General features: G+C 64.5%; 23 protein-coding genes and 3 tRNA genes. 5 read left to right on the forward strand and 21 right to left on the reverse strand.

The annotated features are described in order from the left end of the window. Positions 1 to 61 precede the first annotated feature (61 nt). A complete protein-coding gene (locus D6Z43_RS09655) occupies positions 62 to 1,003 on the forward strand; it encodes a DUF1853 family protein (protein WP_120655232.1) in 942 nt (313 codons plus the stop codon). An 89-nt stretch (positions 1,004 to 1,092) separates the two neighbouring features. On the opposite strand, the gene D6Z43_RS09660 is transcribed toward D6Z43_RS09655, so the two are convergent. The 6 genes from D6Z43_RS09660 to D6Z43_RS09685 form a co-directional block, all read right to left on the reverse strand. After that, complete coding sequence (locus D6Z43_RS09660) at positions 1,093 to 3,363, reverse strand: Ig-like domain-containing protein (RefSeq protein WP_120651729.1); 2,271 nt, start codon at positions 3,361 to 3,363, stop codon at positions 1,093 to 1,095. A 31-nt stretch (positions 3,364 to 3,394) separates the two neighbouring features. After that, positions 3,395 to 4,693 (reverse strand): hypothetical protein, encoded by a 1,299-nt coding sequence (locus tag D6Z43_RS09665; RefSeq protein WP_120651730.1) that lies wholly within the window; start codon positions 4,691 to 4,693, stop codon positions 3,395 to 3,397. Positions 4,694 to 5,166: 473 nt separating this feature from the next. Beyond that, entirely contained in the window at positions 5,167 to 6,273 is a 1,107-nt protein-coding gene (locus D6Z43_RS09670) for a cyclic nucleotide-binding domain-containing protein (RefSeq protein WP_120651731.1), read from the reverse strand. A gap of 4 nt (positions 6,274 to 6,277) precedes the next feature. Continuing rightward, on the reverse strand, positions 6,278 to 7,243 hold the full coding sequence (locus D6Z43_RS09675) for a 1-aminocyclopropane-1-carboxylate deaminase/D-cysteine desulfhydrase (RefSeq protein WP_162945893.1): 966 nt from the start codon (positions 7,241 to 7,243) through the stop codon (positions 6,278 to 6,280). A gap of 69 nt (positions 7,244 to 7,312) precedes the next feature. Continuing rightward, positions 7,313 to 8,683 (reverse strand): chromosome partitioning protein ParA, encoded by a 1,371-nt coding sequence (locus D6Z43_RS09680; protein ID WP_120651733.1) that lies wholly within the window; start codon positions 8,681 to 8,683, stop codon positions 7,313 to 7,315. Positions 8,684 to 9,065: 382 nt separating this feature from the next. Further along, complete coding sequence (locus D6Z43_RS09685; protein WP_120651734.1) at positions 9,066 to 11,102, reverse strand: NADPH-dependent 2,4-dienoyl-CoA reductase; 2,037 nt, start codon at positions 11,100 to 11,102, stop codon at positions 9,066 to 9,068. Between the two features lie 203 nt (positions 11,103 to 11,305). Between D6Z43_RS09685 and D6Z43_RS09690 the strand changes: the two genes are divergently transcribed. Both D6Z43_RS09690 and D6Z43_RS09695 read left to right on the forward strand, forming a co-directional pair. Further along, positions 11,306 to 12,238 carry a hydrolase gene (locus D6Z43_RS09690; protein ID WP_120651735.1) on the forward strand — a complete coding sequence of 311 codons (933 nt, stop codon included), beginning with the start codon at positions 11,306 to 11,308 and terminating at the stop codon, positions 12,236 to 12,238. Continuing rightward, positions 12,235 to 13,272: an AraC family transcriptional regulator gene (locus D6Z43_RS09695; protein ID WP_120651736.1), complete on the forward strand. Its 1,038-nt coding sequence runs from the start codon at positions 12,235 to 12,237 to the stop codon at positions 13,270 to 13,272. Before D6Z43_RS09690 ends, D6Z43_RS09695 begins: the two co-directional genes overlap by 4 nt. Here the strand turns inward: D6Z43_RS09695 and D6Z43_RS28330 are convergent, their stop codons facing one another. The 13 genes from D6Z43_RS28330 to gspE all read right to left on the reverse strand — a co-directional run bounded on the left by D6Z43_RS28330 (position 13,273) and on the right by gspE (position 21,503). Next, positions 13,273 to 13,398: a hypothetical protein gene (locus D6Z43_RS28330; RefSeq protein ID WP_256660978.1), complete on the reverse strand. Its 126-nt coding sequence runs from the start codon at positions 13,396 to 13,398 to the stop codon at positions 13,273 to 13,275. Between the two features lie 157 nt (positions 13,399 to 13,555). Further along, a tRNA-Asp gene (locus tag D6Z43_RS09700) sits at positions 13,556 to 13,632 on the reverse strand. 102 nt (positions 13,633 to 13,734) lie between these two features. After that, a tRNA-Asp gene (locus D6Z43_RS09705) sits at positions 13,735 to 13,811 on the reverse strand. Positions 13,812 to 13,846: 35 nt separating this feature from the next. Then, a tRNA-Val gene (locus D6Z43_RS09710) sits at positions 13,847 to 13,922 on the reverse strand. 149 nt (positions 13,923 to 14,071) lie between these two features. Then, positions 14,072 to 14,590 carry a type II secretion system protein M gene (locus tag D6Z43_RS09715; protein ID WP_120651737.1) on the reverse strand — a complete coding sequence of 173 codons (519 nt, stop codon included), beginning with the start codon at positions 14,588 to 14,590 and terminating at the stop codon, positions 14,072 to 14,074. Between the two features lie 2 nt (positions 14,591 to 14,592). Continuing rightward, a complete protein-coding gene (gene gspL, locus D6Z43_RS09720; RefSeq protein ID WP_120651738.1) occupies positions 14,593 to 15,735 on the reverse strand; it encodes a type II secretion system protein GspL in 1,143 nt (380 codons plus the stop codon). Continuing rightward, positions 15,732 to 16,703, reverse strand: coding sequence for a type II secretion system minor pseudopilin GspK (gene gspK / locus D6Z43_RS09725; protein ID WP_120651739.1), 972 nt, complete (start codon positions 16,701 to 16,703; stop codon positions 15,732 to 15,734). The genes gspL and gspK overlap by 4 nt, the downstream gene beginning before the upstream one ends. Beyond that, a complete protein-coding gene (gene gspJ, locus D6Z43_RS09730) occupies positions 16,700 to 17,404 on the reverse strand; it encodes a type II secretion system minor pseudopilin GspJ (protein WP_120651740.1) in 705 nt (234 codons plus the stop codon). The genes gspK and gspJ overlap by 4 nt, the downstream gene beginning before the upstream one ends. Beyond that, positions 17,401 to 17,790: a type II secretion system minor pseudopilin GspI gene (gene gspI, locus D6Z43_RS09735; RefSeq protein ID WP_120651741.1), complete on the reverse strand. Its 390-nt coding sequence runs from the start codon at positions 17,788 to 17,790 to the stop codon at positions 17,401 to 17,403. Before gspI ends, gspJ begins: the two co-directional genes overlap by 4 nt. Then, positions 17,787 to 18,332 carry a type II secretion system minor pseudopilin GspH gene (gene gspH / locus D6Z43_RS09740; RefSeq protein ID WP_162945825.1) on the reverse strand — a complete coding sequence of 182 codons (546 nt, stop codon included), beginning with the start codon at positions 18,330 to 18,332 and terminating at the stop codon, positions 17,787 to 17,789. Before gspH ends, gspI begins: the two co-directional genes overlap by 4 nt. A 32-nt stretch (positions 18,333 to 18,364) precedes the next feature. Continuing rightward, positions 18,365 to 18,751 carry a type II secretion system major pseudopilin GspG gene (gene gspG / locus D6Z43_RS09745; protein WP_256661032.1) on the reverse strand — a complete coding sequence of 129 codons (387 nt, stop codon included), beginning with the start codon at positions 18,749 to 18,751 and terminating at the stop codon, positions 18,365 to 18,367. Positions 18,752 to 18,800: 49 nt separating this feature from the next. Beyond that, a complete protein-coding gene (gene xcpS / locus D6Z43_RS09750) occupies positions 18,801 to 20,015 on the reverse strand; it encodes a GspF family T2SS innner membrane protein variant XcpS (protein WP_120651744.1) in 1,215 nt (404 codons plus the stop codon). Continuing rightward, positions 20,016 to 21,503, reverse strand: coding sequence for a type II secretion system ATPase GspE (gene gspE / locus D6Z43_RS09755; protein ID WP_120651745.1), 1,488 nt, complete (start codon positions 21,501 to 21,503; stop codon positions 20,016 to 20,018). A gap of 261 nt (positions 21,504 to 21,764) precedes the next feature. Between gspE and D6Z43_RS09760 the strand changes: the two genes are divergently transcribed. Continuing rightward, on the forward strand, positions 21,765 to 22,409 hold the full coding sequence (locus D6Z43_RS09760) for a type II secretion system protein N (protein ID WP_120651746.1): 645 nt from the start codon (positions 21,765 to 21,767) through the stop codon (positions 22,407 to 22,409). A 4-nt stretch (positions 22,410 to 22,413) separates the two neighbouring features. Beyond that, entirely contained in the window at positions 22,414 to 24,375 is a 1,962-nt protein-coding gene (gene gspD, locus D6Z43_RS09765; RefSeq protein ID WP_120651747.1) for a type II secretion system secretin GspD, read from the forward strand. A gap of 118 nt (positions 24,376 to 24,493) precedes the next feature. Here the strand turns inward: gspD and D6Z43_RS09770 are convergent, their stop codons facing one another. Beyond that, positions 24,494 to 25,258, reverse strand: coding sequence for an SDR family oxidoreductase (locus D6Z43_RS09770; RefSeq protein ID WP_256660980.1), 765 nt, complete (start codon positions 25,256 to 25,258; stop codon positions 24,494 to 24,496). A gap of 11 nt (positions 25,259 to 25,269) precedes the next feature. After that, on the reverse strand, positions 25,270 to 26,481 hold the full coding sequence (locus D6Z43_RS09775; RefSeq protein WP_120651749.1) for an O-succinylhomoserine sulfhydrylase: 1,212 nt from the start codon (positions 26,479 to 26,481) through the stop codon (positions 25,270 to 25,272). Positions 26,482 to 26,528 lie beyond the last annotated feature (47 nt).

Consider the following 26,528-nt stretch of genomic DNA (forward strand, 5'->3'; position numbering starts at 1 on the left):
TGGCGAAATTATGGGGGATAGCAGCGGACAGCGGCAAACCGCCTTCGGCTATGCTCGCAGCATGCACGCCTTCGAATCGCTGACCGACCTGCCCCGTCAACTGCGCCACGCCGGTGTACGCGACCTGGCGTGGGTTCTGGTTTCCCCGCCGCTGCTGGCGCAAACGCCCTGGCGCCAGCGCCATCCCCTCAGCGCGAGCGGCTGGGCCAGTCGTCCTGAATGCCTCGCTGACTGGCTCCGTGCACTGGACCGCCAGCCCGAGTCTCTCGACCAATGGCTGGCACATGCCGCCAGCCGGCGCCTCGGCCTCTACTACGAACGCCTGTGGCAATTCGCCCTGACCCAGGCGCCGGATGTGGAGCTGCTGGCCGCCAACCTGCCAATCCGCATCGCTGGCCAGACCCTGGGCGAGCTCGACCTGCTGCTGCGGGACGACGAAGGCGTGCATCACCTCGAGCTGGCGATCAAGCTCTACCTTGGGCCGCGCCACGGCGATGGCGGCAAGCCATCCGAATGGCTGGGGCCAGGCAGCCACGACCGTCTCGACCTCAAACTGGAACACCTCAGCCAGCACCAGCTGCCCCTGTCGTCGAGCCCCGAAAGCCGCCAGGTTCTCGATCAGTTGAACGCGCAGCCGGCCAGCGCTGAGCTCTGGCTGGGTGGTTATTTCTTCTACCCCTGGCCGGGCAACTGCACCGCACCGCAAGGCGCCAATCCGGGCCATTTGCGCGGGCACTGGCTGCGCCACAGCGACCTCGAGGACTTTCTCGGACAGGCCGAGGGACCCTGGCAGCCCCTGCCTCGGCAATCCTGGCTGTCCCCGGCGATCAGCGAAGCCGACGAATGCTGGACGACGGAACGCTTCGGACAGTGGCGCGAAGAGCTCCAGTCGGATAGCCCGGCTCGCCTGCTGGTACGCCTGGCTGCGGATGGCGACGGTCGCTGGAAAGAAGCCGATCGCGCCTTCCTGGTCAGTGATCGCTGGCCGCTCGAACCGCTGTAATCCGGCAAGGCGCAACCTGTCCTGCAAGAACGCCAGCAAAGCACAACGCCCGCAGACCTGATGGCCTGCGGGCGCTTGCCAGCTCCTGGTTACTGCACGACCACCGGGCTGGTCCGCACGGTGCCCAAGGCCGATCGCGCAGTGGCGCTGGGGCTGTTGCCAGGGGCGATGCTGGAATTGCTCACCGTCACCCGCCAGGTGCTGTTGGCCGCCGGTACCGCGGTGCCCAGCAAGGTCACGCCGCCGCTGCTGGTCACTTCTACCCGGATGCTGTTGCCAGCAGGGCGGGAGGTGGTGCCACTGATATCCCAGTCATAGCGCCGTACCGACGGTACCAGGATGCCTAGGACTCCCGAGACCAGACCGCCCAGTCCTCCGGTGGCGCGCACCGTGGCCGAGGTTATGCCCAGGGTTTCCGCTGGCACCTGTACCGGTGCGACCAACACACTGACGGTCGCGACCCCAGAGAGGTTGCCCAGGCTGTCCCGTGCGCGATAGGTGAAGCTGGTGCTGAGCGGATTCGCCAGGGCCGACGGCGGCGTGTAGGTGACGCTGGTGCCATTGCTGGTGACGCTGCCCTGCCCGGACGGCGGCTGAGTCAGGTTGGCAATGGCCAGAGGCACATTGCCCTCCGGGTCACTATCGTTGGCCAGCACGTTGATGGTCACCGGGTTCGGCGCCGTTGTGCTCGCCGAGTCATTGCCCGCCACCGGCGGTTGGTTGCCGGCCACGTTCACGGTCACGGTCGTCGGGGCGGAAAGCGCGCCCAGGCTGTCCCGAGCCTGATAACTGAAGGTGGTGGTCAGCGGGCCGGCAAGGCCAGCCGGCGGCGTATAGGTCACCACGGCTCCGTTGGCGGTCACGCTACCTGTGCCGGATGCCGGCTGGGTCAGGTTGGCAATGGCCAGCGGCACGTTGCCCTCCGGATCGCTGTCATTGGCCAGAACGTTGATACTGACCGGCGTACCCAGCGCGGTGCCCGCGGAATCGGCAACCGCTACCGGCGGCTGGTTGGCCGGACCGCCCTGAGCACCGACCACAAGGACCGGTTCGGTATCGGCACCACCGGCGGCAGACTTCACCGTCACATAGGCTGGCGGTTGCGCTACCTCTCCAGCGATCAGGCGCTGCTGGCTGCCGGCAATCCGGGTCAGGGCACCGAAACCCTCCGCGGCCAGCACCGGCACCTGCACTTCGTCGCTGGATCGCGCTTCGATGGTCAGCGTGCGATCGACCGCCGAGTAACGCGCATTGCTGATTTCCACCTGGTCCGTCAGCGGCTGGCTCAGGGTAGTCGGTGCCGTGATGCCACTGCTGTCGGTTGCCGTCACCACCACCTGCGGAGGCAGGCTCGCAGGACTGGTGTCCTGGCCGAAGAACGTACCGCTGCCACTGCCGGTCATCTGGAACTGGCAAGGTGACGGCGGATCGCCAACCAGGTCGATGGATTCACGGAAGCAAAGGCTGGCGCCCGCGGTGGAATTGCCGAACACCGAAATCCAGGTGCGACCGGCACTGCGGGTGTAGCTGGCACGGGAAACCTCCAGCGACGTGCCTGCACGGCTGCTCAGGACCTTGCCCGACAAACTGAACAGGTTGGTCTGCGCCACCCGCCCACCGGGCCCTTCGATGCGCACGAAGTTGGTGCCGAAGGGACTGCCGGTAACCTGCTCGGCGAGGTTGGGGTCGCCAATGAAGGTCTCCACCAGCCCGGTCTGAGGGTCGGTTTCCCGGTACGGACCATTACGGCTGACCAGATAGGGACCGACATTGCCAGCCAGGGCACCGCGGAAATCGCCCGGAGCGCCGATGCCGATATCGCGGGTCAGGTTGATGGCCCGGCGGCCGGGTGCAGTGACATTGAAGGTATCCACGCCATAAGGGTGGATGACCCGGTAGGTGCCGGCCACCGGCACGTTCACCCGGATGCGGATACGCGCGAAGCTCTGCTGGTCGCCCTGGCGTGGCACCTCGCTGGCAAAGGCTGCCTCGATGCCGGCAACGTAGGCCTCCATCTCGATGCCATTGCCTGGATCTTCGATTTCGGCTTCCGCGAGCATCCAGAAGCTTTCATCCGGGAAGTTGCCAGGGAAAGCGATCGGTTTGGTTTCGTCGAAGATGCCGGGATTGGGCAGCAGGGTACACATGAAATTGCCCGGCGCACGCGAACTTTGAACCTTGGACAGGCACAGCTCGAGCTTCAGTTTCGCCGCGTCCGAATCCGTGCGGTCCTGGTACCAGAGGGGAAAGCCGCCGGTCGCCGCGGTATAGGGACCGGGGTCGACAGCCGCGAGCTGGGCCTGGGCGCCAGCGGCGCCAACCCCCACAACCATCGCAAGAACTACTGGCCACTTATGCATGACAGTCTCCATAGCAATCTGGGATTGGCGCTCAGGGAAGGATTCGCACGTCTTCGGTGTCGCGGCCGCCGTTGGCGGACACCACCGTGACCCGCGCGGGGGGAATGGGCGTGACGACCTGCTGCAGACGCCCGCCCACCAGCCCGCCGACGCCCTCGACCGTCAGGCCCGGCTGGCCGGTGCGATCGCTGGAAACGGCTTCAACCGTCAGGGTGTTGTTGCCCAGGCTGTACTCGGCGCGGCTGATGCTCACCACATCAACCAGTGCACTGTTCTTGCTGGTAGGCAGACTGCCCGGCACCACGGCCGAGTTGTCGGCAGTGATGCTCACGCTGCTTGCGCCCCCCGGATCACGCGGCGACTGGCCATACCAGGCGCCCAGGGCGGTGCCCTGCATGGCCGCGGCAGTGCCGCCGGCGTCGGTGAAACTGGCACTGGCGCCGGGTGGCGGTGCCTGGACGAAGACGTCCTGCTGTGCCTGCCCCGCCCCGTTCTCACCGCGCGAATAGGTGCTGCGGGAAACCTGCAGGGGCGTCGGCAGCTGGACGCTGGAGAGCTTGCCGGAAACCGAGAACAGTCGTGATTCGAGCCTCAGGCCGTTTGGCCCTTCGATGCGTACGAAGTTGGTGCCGAAGGGGCTGCCTGTAACCGCCTCGGTCAGGTTGGGATCACCGATGAAGGTTTCCAGCAGGCCGGTATCCGGATTGGCCTCCTGATAGGGTCCATTGACGCTGCGCAGGAATGGGCCGACATCGCCCTTGAGCGCCCCCTTGAAATCGCCCGGAGCGCCGATGCCGATATCACGAGTCATGTTGATGGCGCGGGTGCCGGGCGCATCCACCTGGAATACCTCAACCCCGTAAGGGTGAGTCACGGTATAAGTGCCGGCGGTGGGTACCGTCACACGGATGCGGATACGGGCGAAACTGACCTGGTCGTCGTTCGCCGGCACTTCGCCGTTGAAGGCTGCCTCGACCGCTGAGACGTACAGCAGGTCAACCCCGCTGGCGGCGTCAGCAACACTGGTCTCCCCTGTGAACCAGAAGGCTTCATCGGGGAAGTTACTCGGAAAGTTGATCGGCCGGGTGTCATCGAACACTCCGGGGCTGGGCAGCAGCGTACACATGTAGTTGCCCGGCACCCTGGAGCTTTGCGCCCTGGACAGGCAGAGGTCCAGGGCGCGTCCGTGGGTGTCCTGGTACCACGCGGCGAAGAAGCCGTTGGCGTGGATGGGAGCGTTCTGATCGACCGCGTAAAGCGCTGCCCGGGCCGGCTGCAGGCCAGCGCCCAGGATCAGCGAAACTGCGACTGTTGTGGCTGTTTTGCGCATGACATTGCCCTTCTATGCTGGTGAAGTTTCAGCCGTAGAAATGCCTGGGAGCTGGTCACGAGGAGGCACCCTCGGGAAGTTGCCCAAGTGCAAACGAGTAATGGGAAAGCGGCGGCAACAGTTCGGATTGCAGTGCCCGAACCGTGTCCGAAAAACCCCCGGATGATTCAGGCGATGGCGCCGCACCTGCGGAAGCGGCTCGCTCCAGGGGAACGGGGCATCCGCGACCTCAGCGTTGTTGAGGGGGCGGGGCGGCGCAACAGTATCAAGTCGATAGTCGGAAAGTTAAACCGAGTGTGGTGACCCGAAAGTGGGTGGGAAACTGATACCTCCAATTTCCGCCAGAGTTTCGAAGTTATGCGATAGGGCAAGGCCGGCGACAACTTTCTCGAACTACAAAGTTACTCGTCGCAACTTTTCCAGCGAAGTTTGAAGACCCAGTTTTGGGGTTGGAAACTTGTGTGCGCGACCGATCAACGGCTGCGTTCGACCCGCCCTCCCGAGCGCGCCAGGTAGCCTGCCCCGGTCTCGCTGATCAGCGCATCGCGCTGCAATGCCGGCAAGGCATCCAGGCCATCGCGCAGGGCATAGGCGCGAATACCCAGCTGGGAAAGCGTGAACACTGCACTGGCGCTGCGTTTGCCGCTGTCGCAATAGCAGAGGTAAGTGCCACCGCCATCCAGCAACCGCGCCTTCAGGCGCAACAGGTGCAGTGGCATGTTCAGCGCCTTGGGCGCATGGGCGCGCTCGTACTCTTCCTGCAGACGCACATCCAGCCATTGGCCGCCGCCGCCCAGCAGGCGGACCGCTTCGCCCAGGCTGACCTCATCCACCACCGGCGCCTTCAGGAGTTCGAGGAAGTCGGCCTGGTCCAGCCGCTGCAGGATGCTGTCTTCCAGCAGCGTGACACTGGCGTTGCGCGGGCAATCCCCCAGCAGGGCTTCCTCGCCGAAGCACGCTCCCACGTCCAGTTCAGCCAACAGTTGCCGGTCGCCGCCCTCTCCACGGATGACCTCCGCCCGGCCGGACTGCAGGAAGTAGCAACAGTCGCCCTCCTCCCCCTCACTCATCACACGGCTTCCCGCCGGCAGCTCCACTCGCCGCAGACGCTCCAGCATGCTGCGCACGTTGGCCGGTGGAACCTTGGCCAGCAACGGGCTTGCGAGCAAGGTTTCGAGCCACTCGCCTTCGCCTTCCGGACTGAGGTCCAGCAGCAGATCCAGGTGGGTCGAGCTCCAGGTCAACTGGCGCGCCAGGGTGGCGCTGTCGATGCCCAGCAGCGAGCAGTCTCGCGAGGCGAGCGCTTCGTGCAGGCGTGGCAAGGTGGGGGAAATGGGATGGCAGCTGGCTTCGCTGCCCGCCTCCAGACGCGTCTCTGCACCTTCGGCATCTCGCAGGAGCAGCTCGCCGGACAACAGGTACCAGGTCAGGCGGGCCTGGTCGCCCCGTCGGAACAGCAACTGTCCCGCGAGCAGGGGTTGGGGTACCAGTTGCGGACGCAGCTCACGCCACTGCTGGTCACTCAGTGCATTGAGCGGGACCAGGCTGCGCAGCTGTTGGGGATTCAGGGGTTCGCTCATGGAGTCATCCTTGTGCTTCCACTGCCAGATCAGTGTAGCCGGCCAGTCGCAACAAATCGGAATGCAGGGCGCGGCGGCCCTGCAGACCACCAGTGTGGAGCAGCACCAGGCGGCTGCCGCGAGGAATCCGGCCAGCCTGTGCTTCATCGTGGATTGCCAGCAGAGCCTTGGCGGTATAGAGGGGCTCAAGTTCCAGGCCGCCATCCCTTTCGCTGTCCAGCAGGAAGCGGGCGAGCACCGCATCCAGCCGCGCAAATCCCCCCTGGCTGGCATCGATCAGGCGGTAGCCCCCGTCGGCGCACCCGGCCTCGGTAAGGATGGCGCTCACTTGCTCTGCCACGCCGTGGTCGGACGGTACCGCGAGGGCACCGATTACCGGGTGCTCGCCTGCCTCGCCCAGCACCAGCCCGGCGAGAGTCGTGCCGGTGCCTGCGGCCGTCCAGAGGCTGTGGTAGTCGCTCCATCCCAGGTCGGCCAGTTGCTGGCGAATCATCCCCACCAGCCCCAAGCATCCTTGGGCCCCCATCAGCCCTCCACCGCCCTCGGGCACCGGTTGGTAGCGCGGATAACGCCCCAGCCACGGGTCCCAGAATCCTGGCCGGTGGCGCGCCCGGTAGCCGCCATACCCCAGCCAGTGCAGCTGCATTCCGAATTGCTGAAGGTCGCGCACGGTTGGCGTGTCCTGGGGTTCGCCACGAAGCAGACCGACCGAGGGAAACCCGAACCGGGCACCGGCCGCCGCCAGGGCATGGAGGTGGTTGGAGTGCGCGCCCCCCAGACTGATCACACCTTCAGCACCCTCGCGCCCGGCCTTGGCCAGGTAGGGCGCCAGCTTGAACCACTTGTTGCCAGACACCAGTGGGTCTACTGCATCCAGGCGTAGCACGGCCAGTTGCAACTCGGCTGCGGTCAACCAAGGCAGGCACAGAGGCTCAAGAGTGGCGCGGGGATTCCAGTCAGGCAGGGTCAGGGGCAAGGTCGGGTCCGTCGGCGGCCATTCGGGGGCGCTAGGGTAAAGCAGGCTCGCGTACGGTTTCGCTCAACCTGCGGTCCGCAGTCGCCCACCCGCACGGTGACGGGGGCAGCAATTGGATTCGCCGGAAACGAAGCGACTGGGTGCCTCGATGCGATCGATGGGCATGCTGCAACGCTCGCCGTTTGGCAGGCTGGCTTCGCAGGTGGGCTGCTGGTAATGAGCCAACCACTGGCGGTACTGGTTCTCGGACACGAAGCACTTGGCCGCGGCGTAGGCCTGGGGATTTTCCTGGTAGCGGGCGATGTCGGTCAGCGGAATGGTCAGGTGCCCAGCGCCCGGATGGTAGACCACAAAGACCACGCCCAACTGGGCCAGACGTTCCAGCATCAGTTGCCCGGACTGTCCTTCGAGCGCATCGCACTCCTGGCGCAGGCGATTGACCTCGGCCTGCAGCTGTGCGTCCAACTGGTCGCGATAGGCCAGTTCGACATCACGAATCGCCAACTGCTCGCGGTACTCGGCCACGGCGGCGGCGACTCGCGCCTGCAGCTCGCCTTCGAATTGCGCGCGGAGGATGTCCGCTTCGGTACGGCCGTGGCGCTCCAGTGCACGCAATTGCACGTTCATTTCCTCACGGCTGGCCTGGAAGCGCTCCAGCTCGCCATCAAGCCTGGCTTGCAGGCCCGCGTTGACCTCTTCCTGCTGGCGCAGGGCGTGCTGCAGGGTGCGAATCTGATCCTGCAGGGCCGAGCTGCTCTGGTCGGCCGCATGGCGCATTCGCGCAATGGCCTCTTCGTTCTGCTGGCTGAGGGAGCTAAGGCGCAGGCGCTGCTGGCGGACCAACTGGGCAGTCTTCAGGCGATGCTCCTTCTCCATCTTCTCCGCCAGTTGCTCGGCCATCTCCTTGGTGATTTCCGGCGGGGCGTACCAGCTGTCTTCCGATGCCACCTGGAGCTTCTCGGCATCCAGGACCGTGGGCAGTTCCTCCTCCACCAGCAGGCCTAGGCTGTTGCCCTTGACGGCGTCACGCAGCAGGGCGAGGTCATTGCGGTCGGAATTGAGGCTGGGGTCCCAGAGATGCATCTGCTGCCAGGACACCGGACACTGACTGCGGCACGCCAGGCGAATAGGACCGGCGCCGAGGTCGGGACCACGCCCTGCGCGCTCGGCCAGCTGCCGCAACGGCAGGTTCCAGCCGGTATCGGCTCGGCCATCTTCATCGAAGTCGAGGTAGAAGAACACCACCGCGCGCACTTGCATGCGCGGGTTGATCATCACGTAAGCCAGTTGCATCTGGCGGTCGGCGAACTCAGGCAAACCGACCACACCGTCGAGGATGGCTTCAAACTCCGAGTGAAGCATCTGCTTGCAGATGCCACGGTCGTTGAAGAACACGACGGCTTCCACCAGTTGCGGCTTCTTCAGCATGCTCATCGCTCTACCTCTGGCTCTGCGCGGTGACTCACTGCGGGCATTGTTGGGGGTGTTCGGTTTTCGTCCGCACACACTAATCCGGACTTTAGAAAAGTCTAGGGGATATTAGGCGCCGAGCAATGTGACTGGGTTGGCAGAGCCCGGTCGCCGGGGCCTGTCGGACCGGCGGCAAGGCTAAAGTGTGACGTGGTTGGAGCTGCAGGGAAGTGCCGCCCGGCGCGAACCGGGCGGCGAGGCGGACGAAGCCCGGACAGGATCTCGCGAGCTAGCAGGTCGCAAGGCGAAAACCGCCTAGGAAGCGCAGTTTACGAATGGTAAATAAGCATTCCGAGGCGGTTTTCAACACAGCAGAGCCGACGCGCAGCAAACCCTGTTCTGGCTTTTAGAGTTCGGCAGCGAGGCGCGAGCCTTGATTGATGGCACGCTTGGCGTCCAGTTCGGCAGCCACATCGGCACCGCCGATCAGGTGCACGCTCTGGCCGGCGGCGACAAGGCCATCCTGCAGTTCGCGCAGCGGGTCCTGGCCGGCGCAGACGATCACGGTATCCACCGGCAGCACCTGGGGCTCGCCCTCGGCCACGCGAATGTGCAGGCCAGCATCGTCAACCTTGAGGTACTCCACCGAGTTGAGCATCTGCACCTGCTTGTTCTTCAGGCCGGTACGGTGGATCCAGCCGGTGGTTTTGCCGAGACCATCACCCACCTTGGATTTCTTGCGTTGCAGCAGGAAGACCTGGCGCGCCGGCGCATGAGGCTGCGCCTTGATCCCGGCGATACCACCACGGGCCTCCAGGGCGCCATCGATGCCCCACTCTTTCCAGAAGGCGGCACGATCGAGGCTGGTGGACTCACCCTGATGGGTGATGTACTCGGAAACGTCGAAGCCGATACCGCCAGCGCCGATGACGGCAACCTTCTGGCCCACCGGCTTGCGCTCGAGAATGGCGTCCAGGTAGCTGATCACCTTCGAATGCTCGATACCGGGAATTTCCGGGGTGCGCGGGCTGATGCCGGTGGCGAGGATGATTTCATCGAAGCCGCCCTTGGCCAGGTCCTCGACCGAGACACGAGTATTCAGGCGCAGGTCGACCCCGGTGGTTTCAAGCTTGCGCTTGAAGTAGCGCAGGGTCTCGAAGAACTCTTCCTTGCCCGGCACACGCTTGGCCACGTTGAACTGCCCACCGATCTCGGCGGCGGAGTCGAACAGGGTCACGCTGTGGCCACGCTCGGCGGCAACGGTGGCGGCCGAGAGGCCGGCAGGACCGGCGCCAACCACGGCGATCTTCTTGGCCTGGGCAACCGGGATGTAGTTCAGCTCGGTTTCGTGGCAGGCACGCGGGTTCACCAGGCAACTGGTCAGTTTGCCGCCGAAGGTGTGGTCCAGGCAGGCCTGGTTGCAGCCGATGCAAGTATTGATCTCGTCGGCGCGGCCTTCGGCGGCCTTGTTGACGAAATCCGGATCGGCGAGGAAGGGACGAGCCATGGACACCATGTCGGCGTCGCCTTCAGCCAGTACCTGCTCGGCCACTTCCGGTGTGTTGATGCGGTTGGTGGTGATCAGCGGGATCTTCACCTCACCCTTGAGCTTGGCGGTGACTTTGGTGAAGGCCGCGCGCGGTACCTTGGTGGCGATGGTCGGGATACGAGCCTCGTGCCAGCCGATACCGGTATTGATGATGGTCGCGCCAGCGGCTTCGATGGCCTTGGCCAGGGTGACGATCTCGTCCCAGGTGCTGCCACCTTCCACCAGGTCGAGCATGGACAGGCGGAAAATGATGATGAAGTTCGGGCCTACGGCCTCGCGAACGCGACGGACGATCTCCACCGCCAGGCGCATGCGGTTCTCGTAGCTGCCACCCCAGCGGTCGGTACGCTGGTTGGTGTGGGCGGCGAGGAACTGGTTAATGAAGTACCCCTCGGAACCCATGATCTCGACGCCGTCGTACTCGGCCTGCTGGGCCAGCATCGAGCAGGTGACGAAGTCCTGGATCTGCTTCTCGATGCCCTCTTCATCCAACTCGTTGGGCTTGAAGGGGTTGATCGGCGCCTGGATGGCCGACGGTGCTACCTGCTTGGGGTTATAGGCGTAGCGGCCGGCATGGAGGATCTGCATGCAGATCTTGCCGCCCGCTTCATGCACCGCGCGGGTAACGATCTTGTGCTTTTCGGCCTCTTCCACGGTAGTCAGCTTGGCCGCACCGGCATAGACGCCACCTTCGGCATTAGGGCCGATGCCGCCGGTGACCATCAGGCCGACACCACCACGGGCGCGCTCGGCGAAGTAGGCCGCCATGCGCTCGAAGCCATGGGGTTTCTCTTCCAGGCCGGTGTGCATCGAGCCCATCAAGGTGCGGTTGCGCAGCGTGGTGAAGCCCAGGTCGAGCGGGGCAAGCAGGTGCGGGTAACGGGTGGCGGTCATGGTTCCTCCACAACAGGCGGTTCTATTCACGGAATGCCTCGGCTTCAGGGGGCCGGGGTCGGTTATGGGGCAGAAGATAAAGAGCCGACATGGCCCGCTCAATGATCAGAACTGACAAGTTACTGATCCAAACTGACAGCCACCCTTGGCAAGCGGCAGTGCGTCCCCTACCCTGATCGGCATTCCCCTGACTCGGATTTTCCATGCGCAAGCTGCTGACGCCCTTGATCGCCGCCATCCTGGTGAGCTGCCTGACTGCCTATGCGGTATGGACCGGCGAACGGCCGCACGCCCACTATCTTTCCGATCTGCGCGCCACGCTCACCAGCAATGTGGGAACGGCCGGTGCAAGCGGCAACCTGCTGGCGATCCGTCCGGCGCTGTACCCCAGCGACTACCGCGACCCTGATCTCCTGCGCATGAAGCTCGTCGCTGCCTTTGACCAGGCCCGTGCCCTGGGCCTGCTGAACGAGAAAACCGTAGTCGCCCTGCCCGACCACATTGGTACCTGGATGCTGTTGCGGGACGAAAAGCACAGCCTCTACCAGGCTCGAACCTTCGCCGAAGGTGGCCGATTGCTCACCCTCAGCCACCCGACGCTCCTGGGACGCCTGTTCCTCCAGGGGCAGGACCTGGAAGAGGCACTGCTGCGGGCCAAGGCCCGTCGCATGGCGCGGGACTACCAGAAGATGTTCGGCCGTCTGGCTGGCCAGTACCAGGTCACCATTCTCGCCGGCTCCATCCTCCTGCCCTCCCCTTACCTCAAGGACGGCAAGCTGCGCAGCGGCCACGGCGCGCTCTACAACGTCGCATTGGCCTTCTCCCCCGACGGCCTGCTGCTTGGCGAGCCTTTCAGCCAGCCCTGGCCACAAAGCGCCAGGGGCGAATCCAGCCAGAAGCTGCAAACCGCAGGCGGCCAGGTGACCATTGCCCGCAGCTGGAGCCAGGGGTATCCGCAGAATCTGGTGACACTGAGCGACGGCCAGACCAGCGCCAGCGAGGCGCTGTTCCTGCGCGGTCGTCTATGGCGGCTGCATAACGCACCAGCGGGCAGCGAACTGACACCCGCCCAGGTCTCGCAAGCCAGCGAATCGCCGGGCAGCCACCTGCTGAATGCCTGGTTGAGCCCGCGATGAAAACGCAACGCGTCAAACTGGGCGATCTCTCCGTGAGCTCCGTACTCAGCATGGCAGCGGCGCTGGAGCAGGCCGGTCACTGCGCGACGGACCTGCTGGAACGCTTCGGCCTGGACGCCACGCGTTTCGCCGAACCCCATGGGCGACTGTCGATCCCGCGCTTCATGCGGCTCGGCCACGCCGCCATCCAGCTCAGCGGCAATCCCGCCCTGGGCCTGGCCATGGGCCGTCTCAGCCGACTCAGCCAGCTCGGGCTCGCGGGTGTCTGCGCCGAACAGGCACCCAACCTGCGCGAAGCGGCCCGTGCCCTGACCCGATTCGAACTGCTCTACGCCAGTAACTATCGCGGACAGTCGAGCTTCCACGAGGACGCCAAGGGTGCCTGGCTGCGCTTCTATTCCATCAGCCCCTACAACGCCTACAACCGCTTCGTCGTGGATTCGGTACTGGCCGGCTGGCAGAGCCACCTGAGCCAACTGGCTGGAATGGGCATCCGAGTAGAGAAGGTGGAGATCGAGTTTCCGGCACCGGAATATGCCGAGCGCTACACCGAGCATTTCGGTTGCACGGTGGAGTTCGAGGCCAGCGCCAACCAGCTTCGACTGTCTCAGGACACCCTGGCACTGCGCGGCAGCGAACACTGCCCGAGCACCTGGCGACAATTACTGGATATCTGTGAGAGGGAGCTGCAGCAGCTGACACGAACCCGCAGCCTGCGCGAGCGTATTACCCAACTGCTGGGACCACTGCTGCACGGGCGCGAGCCGGACCTCGAAGAAGTGGCGGCGCGGCTGCAGATGCCGAGCTGGACGCTACGCCGCAAGTTGGCCGAAGAAGGCACCCAATTCCGCGCCATCCTCAACGAAACGCGCCGCGACCTGGCCATGGCCTATATCCGCGATACGGAACTGGCCTTTGGTGAGATCGCCTACCTGCTGGGGTTTGCCTCGGCCGAAGCCTTCCAGCGCGCCTTCAAGCGCTGGAGTGGCAGCACACCGGGCGAGTTCCGCCGCGCCCAGCGCCAGGCAGGTTGATCACATTTCGGTAGCGTCTTCAGCCGGCTCGACCGAGTCCTGCTCGCTGGCGTGAAAGTCGAGAATCTCTTCCTGGTAATCGTCCATTGGCTGTTCCTCCTGGTGGCGATATGAGTCAGGAAACAAAGTCCATGCCAATAAGGTAACGAGCGCAGGTGACCGGAAAATTACCCCTGCCTTCGTCATGGGAACCAAGGAGGGCCGAGAGGGTGGCCATGGGGAGAGATAAACGAACAGGCAAAGAAAAAGCCCCCAGGTATCGCTACCTGAGGGCTTCTCTATATGGCGCAGCGGACGGGACTCGAACCCGCGACCCCCGGCGTGACAGGCCGGTATTCTAACCGACTGAACTACCGCTGCGTGTCGGTTGGACTTGCGTCCGGTGGAACCTTTGCATCGTCTGGCAGATAGGCCCAACGGGACTTTCTGCCTCACGCCCGAGCAACTCGAACATGGGAAATATGGCGCAGCGGACGGGACTCGAACCCGCGACCCCCGGCGTGACAGGCCGGTATTCTAACCGACTGAACTACCGCTGCGCGTCGGCCGGACTTACGTCCGAAATTCGCAAGATTGGTGGGTGATGACGGGATCGAACCGCCGACCCTCTGCTTGTAAGGCAGATGCTCTCCCGGCTGAGCTAATCACCCATCGGCCTTGCGAGGCGCGCAATTTACGCAGAGGCCTCCGCTAAGTCAACACCCTGTATGGATTTTTTCTTCGAATGGCATTTCCCGCCCCGCCTGCCATCGCCTCGATGCGCACCAGAGCAGGGCAAGCGCACCGGACTGGCGCAGGATCAGCTCCCGGCCTTCAGCGATACCCGCGCCGTCACCCGGCCATCTTCGGTGCGATCCAGCCCGGCCTCTTCGATGCGAACGCCCTGCCCTTCCAGAACCCCCAGCCAACGCAACAGGCTGGGGAAGGCCGCCGGTTGAAGGTTCACCTGCACCGCCCCTGGGGCGTCGCTGTCGATTCGCTCGACAGCCAGTCCCTGCTCGGCAGCAGTGGCGGTCACCAGTCCCTGCAGGCGCTCCGGATCAACCTTGCTTTGCGGCTGACTCTGTATCGCACGCGCTTCGGGCGCATGGAGTTGTAGATAGGCGTGCATCCCGCGCTGGGTTTCGAAGTACTCGCGAGCGCTGGCCAGGCGACGTTCCGCTGGCAGCCAGAGCAGCAGGTAGAGCAGGACCATGCCGAGGAATATGCCCAGCCACAGCAATGCCATGCGATCCCGTGCCGGCAAGGCGCGCCAGCGCGGGGCCAGGGAGGAAGCCTGCCACTGCGAGCGGAGCGGCGCCTTGATTGCATCGAGCATCTTCATCCTCCTATCACCAGGCGCGCGCTGACGCCGCTCTGGTCACGGCTGGCCGACCCCATTTGCACGGAAAGCCCGCTTCCGATCAGGCGCTCGCGCAGACGCTCCAGGGCGTCGAAGCCCGGAGCCTGCACCTGCAGAGCCAGATCACCCCGTATCTCACTGAAATCCAGTTGCTGCACCCGCACCTGAGCACCTTCGGCAATCAGTGCCTCGGCCGCCTTGCCAAGTAATGCAAGCAAGCGGCTCTGACCTGCACCAGAGCCTTCGACCAGGTGTTGATCGAACTGCGCCCGCAGATTCACCAGCTTGGTGTCCTGGGGGAACAGTTCGCGATAGAGCGCTTCGTTGGCATCGGCGTAGGTGTCACCCTGGCGCTGCAGCTGCCAGGCCTGGACCAGGTTGAAGCCCCATTGCAGTACCAGCCACAGACCGACCAGTCCGAGCAGCGGCTTCCAGCGCGACCAGCGTTTCCGCTCTTCCTTCAGGGTGAACTCACCCTGGGCCAGATCGCTGCCCTTCTGCTCCGCCAACCAGCCATAGGCATCCATCTCATCGCGCCAGTCATCCACGCCCTCGAGGGATTGGCGCTCGACGGGAGCGCGGCCATTGCGCGGTGCCGGGCAGACATCCCGCAGATGCGGCCAGTCCTGTTCCAGGAAGCCAAGTCGGGCACTCCCCTCGCCCCCCAGCAGCCAGCGCTGGTCCAGCCAGAGCAGCTGGGTGCCCTGCTCCGGCAACATGTCGGCGTCTATCTGGATGGATGCGGGCATCGTCCCGAGTTTGCCAGCCAGATCGAGCCATCCCGCCAGCCAGCTGCGGCGCACCGCAAATACCCGATGCCGACCATCGACCAGAGCACCACCGAGCCCCAGATGGAAGCTCTCGACCTCCTCGGCAAGCATCTCCTCCACCGCGAATGGCAGCGCCTGACGCAGCCAGCGCCCCTTCTGCGTAGGCAGCCGGACCGCGCAGCAGGTCACGGCCTCCACCGGCAGAATCAGGCGCCAGGGCGAAAGCACTTCTTCCAACGCCCTGGCAAACGGCAGGCGACGGCCCGTGCCTCCTTGCCAGAGCAGCACCTCCAGTTCGGCATCCAGCTGCGTGCAGGCGGCCACCGGGAGGAAGATGCAAGCCTGTGTCATGACTGCGGCTCCTTGACGGGCGCCGGCGGCAAACCGCCTTGCCCGAGATCACGAGAAAGAATCCGTACCTTGCCGTCACTGCCGCGCTGCAGGGTACTGACCAGAACCTGGCGGCGACCGGCGAGGCGTACCTCGCTGATCACCTGGAAATACTGACTGCCCACCGCCAGTCCCTGCGCCTCCAACCCCATCCCGGCGAGGGCCGGCTGGCCGAGGAAGGCATCCATGCTGCGGAAGCCCGTGGCGCCTCGAGCCGCCATCAGCAGCCCGCCGCTGTCAGCGTCGAGGTTGTCGGCCAGGGTGGATAGCACGAGGGCACTGGCCGTGTTGACGTTGAGAGTGGAATCAGACGGCAGCACGGCCACGAAAGGCAGCAGCTTGCGGTAGTCCAACTCCGTCATGCCTAACACTAGGCGCAACTCGGAAACATCGCTCATGGCGTGATTGGCCGCGCGGTAAGGCGGCTGCAATAGCAGGTACTGGTTATCTTCCGCACCATTTGGCCCGAAGGGCTCCTCGTCACGGTCGAGCCAGTCCACCAGCCGCTCGGTATAGGGCGCCTCGATTCCCAGGCGCAGCAGAAGACGCCGGAACTGGCGAATACCCTGTTCGTTGAGCTGGCCATCGCGCACCAGGCTGTTGAGGTTGAAGCGCCCGCTCGGATCCTCGATGCGCACGCTGAGCGAGCCGCCGTCGTCCAGTTGGAAAGTGCTCAGGGGACGCGCCCAGGCCTCGCCGAGGTGATCCACCGGCGTACGCGGATCGCCCTGGCGCAGGTCACGAACCAGGATGGCTTCTGCCAGCGCCTCGCCGCCAAGCGCGTACTGGGCCACCTGACGGGTATGGAGCTCGTTGCCGCTGGAGCGGATGGAAAGCTGGGTCCTGGCGATCAGGCCAGCGCAGACGACAGTGACCACCGCCACAACCAGCAGCACAGTAAGCAGCGCAACGCCTGTCTGGCGCTTCATTGCGTCCGCTCCTGTCCGTCATCTTGCTGGTTGTCCTGCTCTCCCTGAGGACTCTGCTGCTCGCCGCCTGCCTGGGGCACCTGGCGCGGCGGGGTTTCCACCAGCCGCAAGACCCTGCGCAATTCGCCGTAGCGGCGATGCTGCAAAGTGATCTCCAGCGCGCGCGGCAGGCGATCCAGACGCTCATCGTCGGACAGCCCGGCAGGCGGCCAGCTGTCTTGCCAGTCGCCACTGTCGTCCATGTAGCGCAGCTTCATGGAGGTCACACCATCCAGGGCGTTCTGAACCCGCGGCAGGCTGTCCTGCGCCTGGTCTAGGACCGTCCAGTAACGCCGTTCCAGGCGCTCACCGGAAAGCTGCCAGCGCACCCGCTGCAAGCGCGAGCGCTGCGTGCCGGTAGGATTGCGCCAACCGCTCCGGGTGAGTTCCAGGCTGTCGCCGTCGCCGGACTGTTCCCCCAGCAGCGCGGCCCGTGATTCGCCGTAGGCATCGCGTATCGGCCGTGAGATCACTTGGCGAACATCGCGTTCGAAGGCGGAAATGCCCCGCACCAGCTCCCGCAATTGCTGCTCCTGTAAACGGGTCGCCTCATCGCTGTCGAGGACCGCACCGAGCATGCGCCAGGTACCGATCGCCAACAGCGCAAAAATGGCGATGGCGATCAGCAGCTCCAGCAGGGTGAAGCCTGCGGAGCGCTTCATGGTGTACTCCCGAGGAAGCCCACCAGGCGTACAGCGGCGCGGTCTTCCAGTTTGCCGCCGATACCTCTAAGGGGCTTGGGTGCGACCCACAGCGTGACTCTCCGCAGTGCCGGGTCGCTGGTCCCCTCGACCTGGCTCAACCACTCCCAGCGCCGCCCACCGTAGTCCAGTTCACCCTGGTCGCGGCCATTGCCCGGCGGCGTCTGGCGCAACTGCAACTCCGTCAGGCGGTTGTCGGCGATCCACATCGCCAGGGTCTTGTCTTCCAGGCGCGAAGCGATCTGCAGGCTGCGGGCGCTGGCAGTGAGCACGCTGGCGGCTACCACTGCGAAGATGGCCAGGGCCACCAACACCTCGATCAGGGTGAAGGCGCGACTGTGCTTCATCCAGCGCGCCCTTTGCCACTCAGGCTCTCCACGCGGGGCAGGCGAAAGCCGTCGCTGGAAAGCTGCAGGCGCCGCCCATCCTTGCGCCGCTCGGCCATTACCAGGCGGAATGGACTGAGCTCGCCACTGGAGAGAATGATCAATTGCGGTACCGGCCGGGCATCCTTCGCCTTCTTCTCGTCCTTGGCAGGCGCCGGCAGCACCAAGGGCTCGCCGTCCAGTTCGAAGGTCAGCTCGGCCCACTCGGGCAACTGGCGGGCGCCATCGGACATGGGCTGCCAGCGCGAACTGGATTCGTCGTAGTAGTAGACCTGGTAACGGTCGCGCTCGAGTCGCAGGCCGTACTCGCGGTTGTCCAGCACGGCCTCGTCGGCGAGCACGCCGATCAGGCCCGCCAGGCGCTCCGCTTCGTTGTTGAGTTCACGAGCGGGGCCGGCGACACCAGAGCTGATTACCGCCAGACCCGCGAGGCAGGCAATGACGACCATCACTACCAGGACTTCTATCAGGGTGAAACCCGCGGACGCCAAGGTACCGGACATCCGACCAGCGCCACCCTGCCGCCCGCTTCTCATCAATTGTCCCAGTTGGTGATGTCGGCGTCGTTGTCGCTACCGCCTTCCTTGCCATCGGCCCCCAGGGAATAGAGATCGTAGGTACCCTTGCTACCGGGCGACAGGTACTGATAGGGGTTGCCCCAAGGGTCGATTGGCAGCTTCTTCAGGTAGCCGTCCTTATTCCAGTTCTTCGGCGGCGGGTTGCCGGAAGGCCGGCTCACCAAGGCCTCGAGACCCTGCTGGGTGCTGGGATAGGCGAAGTTGTCCAGCTTGTACATGTCCAGGGCGGCGCCAATGGCCTTGATATCGCCCTTGGCCACGGTGACCTTGGCCTGGTCGGGACGGTTCATCACCTGCGGCACCACCAGCGCGGCAAGAATGCCGAGGATGACCACCACCACCATGATTTCGATGAGCGTAAAGCCCGACTGACTACGGCGCAGATTCACGCGATTACCCCACGAGTTGGTTGAGAGAAAGGATAGGCAGCAGGATGGCGAGCACGATCATCAGCACCACTGCCCCCATCACCACCAGCATGAATGGTTCGAAAAGCCCGACCAGCAGGGCGATGCTCGCGGCCAGGTCGTTTTCCTGGTTGCGCGCTGTGCGGGCAAGCATCTGGTCGAGCTCACCAGAGCGTTCGCCACTGGCGATCATGTGCAGCATCATCGGCGGGAACTGGCCGCTGCCTTCCAGGGCGCGGGTCAGGCTGCCGCCTTCGCGGACCTTCTGTGCAGCCAGCACGACATGGGCCCGGATCACACGGTTGGCGATCACTTCGGCACCGATGCCAAGGGCCTCCACCAGCGGCACACCGCTACGGGTCAGGATCGCCAGGGTGGACGCGAAGCGCGCCGTATCGGTGGCGCGCACTAGCCGCCCCACCAGCGGGATGCGCAGCACCATGGCATGCCAGCGGTGGCGGATGTTGGGGTCACGCAAGGCCCAACGTGCACCGACGATGGCCGCGACCAACACCAGCAACATCAGCCAGCCCCAATGCTTGACCAGATCGCTCAACGCGATGAGCCCTCGGGTGAGCAAAGGCAAGGTCTGTCCGGAATCGATGAACACCTTGACCACGTCCGGCACCACGAAGCCCAGCAAGAAGGCGACGATCGCCAGCGACGCACACATCAGGATCACCGGATAGAGCAACGCCAGCTGGATCTTCTGCCGCGACTGCTGGCGTTGCTCGGTGTAGTCGGCCAACTGCTCCAGCACCGGGCCCAGGTGACCTGCATGCTCCCCAGCCGCCACCGTGGCGCGATAGAGATCAGGGAAGGCCGATGGAAACTCCCGCAGGCTGCTGGCCAGGCTGTGCCCCTCCAGCACCCGCGCGCGCACCGCCAGCAACATCGACTGGATGCGCGAACTGCTGGACTGCGCGGCTGCCGCCCGCAAGGCTTCCTCGATGGGCAGCGCCGCCTGCACCAAGGTCGCGAGCTGTCGCGTCACCAGGGCGAGATCACGCGCGGAAAGGCCACGCGAGAGGCTGAAGCGGCCACGCTCGGCCTGCTCGCGGACACGGGTCGCGCGCACTTCCAACGGGGCCAGCTGGCGCTCCCGCAGCAGCTGGCGCACCTGGCGAGCGCTGTCCGCCTCGAGCACGCCCTTCTGCTGGCGGCCCTTGGCGTCGAGCGCGAGGTATTCGAATGCGGCCATTTACTCTTCCTGGGTGACCCGCAGAACTTCTTCCACCGTGGTGACCCCGAGCAAAACCTTGCGTCGGCCGTCCTCGCGAATGCTTGGGCTGGACAGCCGGGCGTGGCGGATCATTTCCTGCTCTGAAGCAACGCTGTGAATCAGGCTGCGCATGTGATCGTCGAACACCACCAGCTCGTATATACCGGTGCGCCCGCGATAACCCTGCTGGTGGCACTCCGTGCAACCACGGGCGCGATACAGGGTCGGCGCGCTACCCGGGTCCACACCGAGTAACTTGCACTCGGCGGAGTCAGCCTGATAGGACTCCTTGCAATGCGGGCACAACACCCGCACCAGGCGCTGGGCCAGCACACCAAGCAAGGACGATGACAACAGGAAGGGTTCGACCCCCATGTCCACCAGGCGGGTGATGGCACCGATCGCGCTGTTGGTGTGCAGGGTCGAAAGCACCAGGTGACCGGTGAGCGATGCCTGTACGGCGATCTCGGCAGTCTCCTGGTCGCGGATCTCACCCACCATCACCACGTCCGGGTCCTGGCGCAGGATGGCACGTAGACCACGGGCGAAGGTCATGTCCACTTTGGGGTTGACCTGAGTCTGGCCGATACCCTCGATGTGGTACTCGATGGGGTCTTCGACGGTAAGGATATTGCGGGTGCGGTCGTTCAGCGTGACCAGGCTGGCGTAGAGAGTGGTCGTCTTGCCCGAACCGGTGGGGCCGGTGACCAGCAGGATGCCATGAGGGCGGCGCACAGTGTCTTCCAGCTGGTGGCGATCGCGATCGCTCATGCCCAGATGCTGCAGGGTCAGGCGGCCGGCCTGCTTGTCCAGCAGACGCAACACCACCCGCTCGCCATTGGCCGACGGCAATGTGGAAACACGGATGTCGACTTCGCGTCCGGCAACCCGCAGGGAAATGCGGCCGTCCTGGGGAATGCGCTTCTCGGCGATATCCAGGCGCGCCATGACCTTGATCCGCGACACCAACAGGGCCGCCAGCTCACGCTTGGGCTCCAGCACTTCACGAAGTATGCCGTCGACGCGGAAGCGCACCACCAGGCGTTTCTCGAAGGTTTCCAGATGGATGTCGGAGGCGTTTTCCTTGATCGCCTCGCCGAGGATGGCGTTGATCAAGCGAATGATCGGCGCGTCGTCCTCCTGCTCCAGCAAGTCCTCGGTTTCCGGAATCTGCTCGGCCAGGGCCGCAAGGTCGAGGCTTCCGCCAAGGTCTTCGGCGAGTTGCATGGCGGCGGAGGAATCATGCTGATAGGTCTGCGCCAAGGCCTGCTCGAAGGCCTCACCGGTGAGCGGTTTCATCGGCAGGCTGCGCCCGGCGAAGCGACGCGCCTCGGCCAGCGCTACCAGTTCGACGCCCGGGCGGTGTGCCAGGCAGGGCTCCACACCATCGAGCAACAACACACCATGCCGCTTGGCGAATCCGAACGGTAGCCGTCGCAGAGGGGCTTCAACGAGTGGAGGGTTCATCCGTGGGCGCCTATTTCAGGTGGGTCCAGAAAGAAGTATTGCAGGGCAATCTGACGAATGTGCAGAGCCGCTGTCCGATTCTTATGATGCTTGTGAACAAAACCACCTAAAGCCGTAAAAATTCACATATATCTTTAGCACAGCGACCGTGTCGCAACATCACCCGAACGGCCGACCATCGCCGGCAAAGTCGCTGCTATGATCAAAGCAGATTTGCCAAAAACAAAACCAGAAAAAAGCCCCATTAGGAGTTGGACCCACTTGCAAGCCTCGGATTCCGTGCATTGGCTGCAACGCCACGCGCCTGCACTTGTCGGTGCGCTGTTGGTGCTTGTCATGGGGGCCAGCTTCGCCTGGCAGACCCGTGAGTGGTTGCGCCTGGTGGATGCTCCAGCCGAGGCGCCCGAACAGCAGGGAAAACCGCGTGCCACCAGCCAGCCGCTGCAGAACCTGGAGCCCCTCTTCGGCCCGGCGCCGAAGGTCCAGCCAAGCGGCCCGCCCCCCACTACCAATCTGCGCCTGACCTTGCTCGGCAGTTTCGTCCATGCTGGGCCGGACAAGTCCATTGCCATCATCCAGTACGAAGGTGGCAAGCCGCGTCGCTTTACCGCCGGTGACGAGATCACCAGCGGGGTGAAAGTACACGCGGTGTATCGCAATCGCGTCGAGATCGAACGCAACGGTCGCCTGGAAAGTCTCAGTTTCCCGGAACCGCGCTCACGCTTCACCCCTGTCGGTGGCGTCCCTGACGAGCCCTCTGCCGCAGTGATCGACGAACTCAACGGCCTGCAGGAAGACAACGCCGCGGAATTGCGCGAGCGCATGGAAAAGCTGCGCCAACAGATGGAAGACCCGGAAAACACCGTCTCCGATCCTTCCGCCGAACAGTCCCAGGAAAGCGAATGACACGATGCCCCTGACCTTCTCGCGCCTCACGCTCGCCCTGATCGCCGCCGGGATGCTGACCGCGCCCCTGTCCCTGCTCGCCGCACAGCCGGCCGCCGCTCCTGGCAGTGCACAACAGCAGCAGCAGGACGGCTGGACCATCAACCTCAAGGACGCCGATATCCGCGAGTTCATCGACCAGATCGCCGACATCACCGGCGAGACCTTCATCGTCGACCCGAGAGTGAAGGGCCAGGTCAGCGTTGTGTCAAAGGCACCACTCGGGCTCAACGAGGTGTATCAGCTGTTCCTTTCAGTGATGGCAACCCACGGCTTCACCGTCGTCGCCCAGGGCGACCAGGCACGCATCATCCCCAACGCCGAAGCCAAGGCGGAGGCCGCCAGCAGCCGTGCTGGCGCGGAAAGCCTGGAGACCCGGGTGATCCAGGTGCAGCACACCCCGGTGACCGAACTCATCCCACTGATTCGACCGCTCGTTCCCCAGTACGGCCACCTGGCGGCTGTGACCTCGGCCAACGCCCTGATCATCAGCGACCGCGCGGCCAATATCGCGCGTATCGAAGACCTGATGCGCCAACTCGACCAGAAGGGTGACCGTGACTACACGGTGCTCAACCTCCGGCACGCCTGGGTCATGGACGCCGCCGAAGTGCTCAACGCGTCCCTCAACCGTGGTCAATCCAAGGGGACGTCGGGCACCCAGGTGATAGCCGATGCCCGCACCAACCGACTCATCATCCTCGGCCCACCGTCTGCCCGGGCGAAGCTGGCTGCCCTGGCGCAGTCCCTCGACACGCCTACCTCGCGTTCTGCCAATACACGGGTGATCCGTCTACGCCACAACGACGCCAAGGCGCTCGCGGAAACCCTCGGCGAAATATCCGAAGGCCTGAAGAGCGAAGAAGGGGGCGGTGAAGGGGGCGGCGCCGCTTCAGGCGGCAAGCCACAGAACATTTTGATCCGCGCTGACGAGAGCCTGAACGCGCTGGTCATGCTGGCCGAGCCGGATGTGGTAACGGCCATGGAAGATATCGTCCGCCAGCTCGACGTACCCCGCGCCCAGGTGATGGTCGAAGCGGCCATCGTCGAAATATCCGGCGACATCACCGACGCGCTGGGCGTGCAGTGGGCGGTGGATGCACGCGGCAGCACCGGCGGCCTGGGGGGCGTGAATTTCGGCAACACCGGCCTCTCGGTGGGCACCGTGCTCAACGCCATCCGCGACGACGAGATTCCCGACACCCTGCCCGATGGCGCCATCATCGGCATTGGTACCGACAACTTCGCCGCCCTGATCACCGCCCTCTCGGCCAACAGCAAGAGCAACCTGCTGTCGACGCCCAGCCTGCTGACGCTCGACAACCAGAAGGCGGAGATCCTCGTAGGCCAGAACGTGCCCTTCCAGACCGGCACCTTCACCACTGACGCATCAGGCGCCAACAACCCCTTCACCACCATTGAGCGCCAGGACATCGGCGTGACCCTCAAGGTGACCCCGCACATCAATGAAGGCGCCACTCTGCGCCTGGAGATCGAGCAGGAAATCTCCTCCATCGCTCCCTCCGCCACCCTGACCGCACAAGCGGTGGATCTGATCACCAACAAGCGCTCGATCAAGAGCACCATCCTCGCCGAAGACGGTCAGGTGATTGTGCTGGGCGGCCTGATCCAGGACGACATTACCCAGACCGATTCCAAGGTGCCGCTGCTGGGCGACATCCCCATCCTTGGCCGACTGTTCCGCTCGACCAAGGACACACATGTGAAGCGCAACCTGATGGTGTTCCTGCGCCCGACCGTGGTCCGCGACCGCGCCGGCATCGCGGCCCTGTCCGGGAAGAAATACAACGATATCCGCATCGTCGGCGAACACGACAAGGAAGGCCGGCCTTCCATCCTGCCGCGAGAGCCGGTGCAACTGTTCGACAACCCGCAGACTCCGGCGGTCGACCTGCGCAAACCGTGATGCTCAGGGGCTCGTGACTCAGCCCCGACGCGAGTCCTTCTTTCAGGCAGCCAGGCACAAAAATGGGCGGCCCACCTTCGAGGTGTAGCCGCCCTCTTCTTTCCAGCCCGATTGCCTATCAGCCGAGATAGATCATCTTGCGCGTCATGCCGCCATCGACCATGAACTCCTGACCGGTAACGAAACTGGCGTTCTCCGACAGCAGCCAAGCCACCTGGGCAGCAACGTCTTCCACCAGACCGACACGGCCCACCGGGTGCTGCTCGTGGTCCGACTGGGAGAGGGGTGCTTCTTCGCGGGCGGACAGGTCGCGGGCGTCGATCCAGCCGGGCGTCACGGCGTTGACCCGGATGTCGGGCGCCAGGCTCATGGCCAGCGCATGGGTCAGCGCCAACAGGCCGCCCTTGCTGGCGGCATAGGCCTCACTGTCGGGCTCCGATTGATGCGCACGAGTAGAGGCGATCGTGACAATGGCGCCCTTATGTCCTCGCAGGTATGGCGCACAATGCTTGGCGAGCAACATGGTCCCCGTCAGATTGACCGCCAGCAGGCGGTTCCAGCGGGCCAGTTCTAGGCTCTCCAGCGGCGGATTGTGGGGGTCGGTAATAGCAGCGTTGCTGACCAGGGCATCGAGGCGGCCGAACTGCCCGAGCACTTCAGCCACGCCCACCGCCACCTGACTTTCATGGGCGACATCCATGCCGACGAACCAGGCATTCTCACCCAATGCCTTGGCTACCCGAGCACCACGGGCGCGGTCGATGTCGGCAAGCACCACTTGCCAGCCTTCAGCGATCAGCCAGGCGGATACACCCAAACCGATCCCGCGCGCCGCGCCGGTAACCAGGGCGACCTTGCCGTTATTTGGCGCAGTCGCCTGCAAGGCCCAATCGATCACAGGGCGGCGAGCCCACGCTCCAGATCGGCCTTGAGGTCCGCCACATCTTCCAGGCCAATGGCCAAGCGGACCAGGCTGTCACTGATACCCGCATTGGCCCGCTCCTGAGGCGAAAGGCGCCCGTGGGAAGTGGTGGCCGGATGGGCGATGGTGGTCTTGGTGTCGCCCAGGTTGGTAGTGATGGAAATCATCCGGGTGGCGTCGATGAAACGCCAGGCCGCTTCCTTCCCGCCCTTGACCTCGAAGCTGACTACCGCGCCGAAGCCTTTCTGCTGACGCTTGGCCAACTCGTGCTGCGGATGACTTTCCAGCCCTGAGTAGTAGACGCGCTCGACACCGGATTGCTGCTCCAGCCACCGGGCGATATCGAGAGCGCTGGCGCAATGGGCCTGCATGCGCACGCGCAGGGTTTCCAGACCTTTCATCATCACCCAGGCATTGAAGGGGCTCAGGGTCGGGCCCGCGGTACGCAGGAAACCCACCACTTCCTTCATATGCTCGGCGCGACCGGCGACCACACCGCCCATTGTGCGTCCCTGGCCGTCGATGTACTTGGTGGCCGAGTGCATGACGATGTCGGCCCCCAGCTTCAGAGGCTGTTGCAGGGCTGGGGTACAGAAGCAGTTGTCTACCACCAGCAGAGCGCCTTTGGCGTGGGCAATCTCGGCCAGGGCGGGGATATCCACCAGTTCGGCCAGAGGATTGGAAGGAGACTCGACGAACAGCAGCTTGGTGTTCGGTTTAATCGCGGACTTCCAGCCATCCAGGTCGGACAGCGCCGGATAGTCGACTTCAATGCCGAAGCGCTTGAGGTACTTTTCGAACAGGCTGATGGTGGAGCCAAACACGCTACGGGAGACCAGTACGTGATCGCCGCTGCTGCACAGACTCATGGCAATGGCGAGGATCGCCGACATGCCAGAGGCGGTAGCCACAGCCTGTTCGGCACCTTCAAGGGCAGCGATTCGCTCTTCGAAGGTCCGAACGGTCGGGTTGGTGTAGCGCGAATAGACGTTGCCCGGGACTTCGCCGGCGAAACGCGCAGCAGCGTCGGCGGCAGTGCGGAACACGTAGCTGGAGGTCAGGAACATGGCCTCGCCGTGCTCACCTTCCGGCGAACGGCGCTGGCCAGCTCGCACGGCCAGGGTTTCGAAGGCGGCGCCTTCCAGGTCACTGTCCAGCCTTCCGGCTTCCCATTCCTGCGTCATATCCCTACCTCTTCAGAAACGAAGCCCGGATGCGATCCGGGCTACAG

The sequence above is a fragment of the Pseudomonas sp. DY-1 genome (assembly GCF_003626975.1).
Lineage (GTDB): Bacteria > Pseudomonadota > Gammaproteobacteria > Pseudomonadales > Pseudomonadaceae > Metapseudomonas.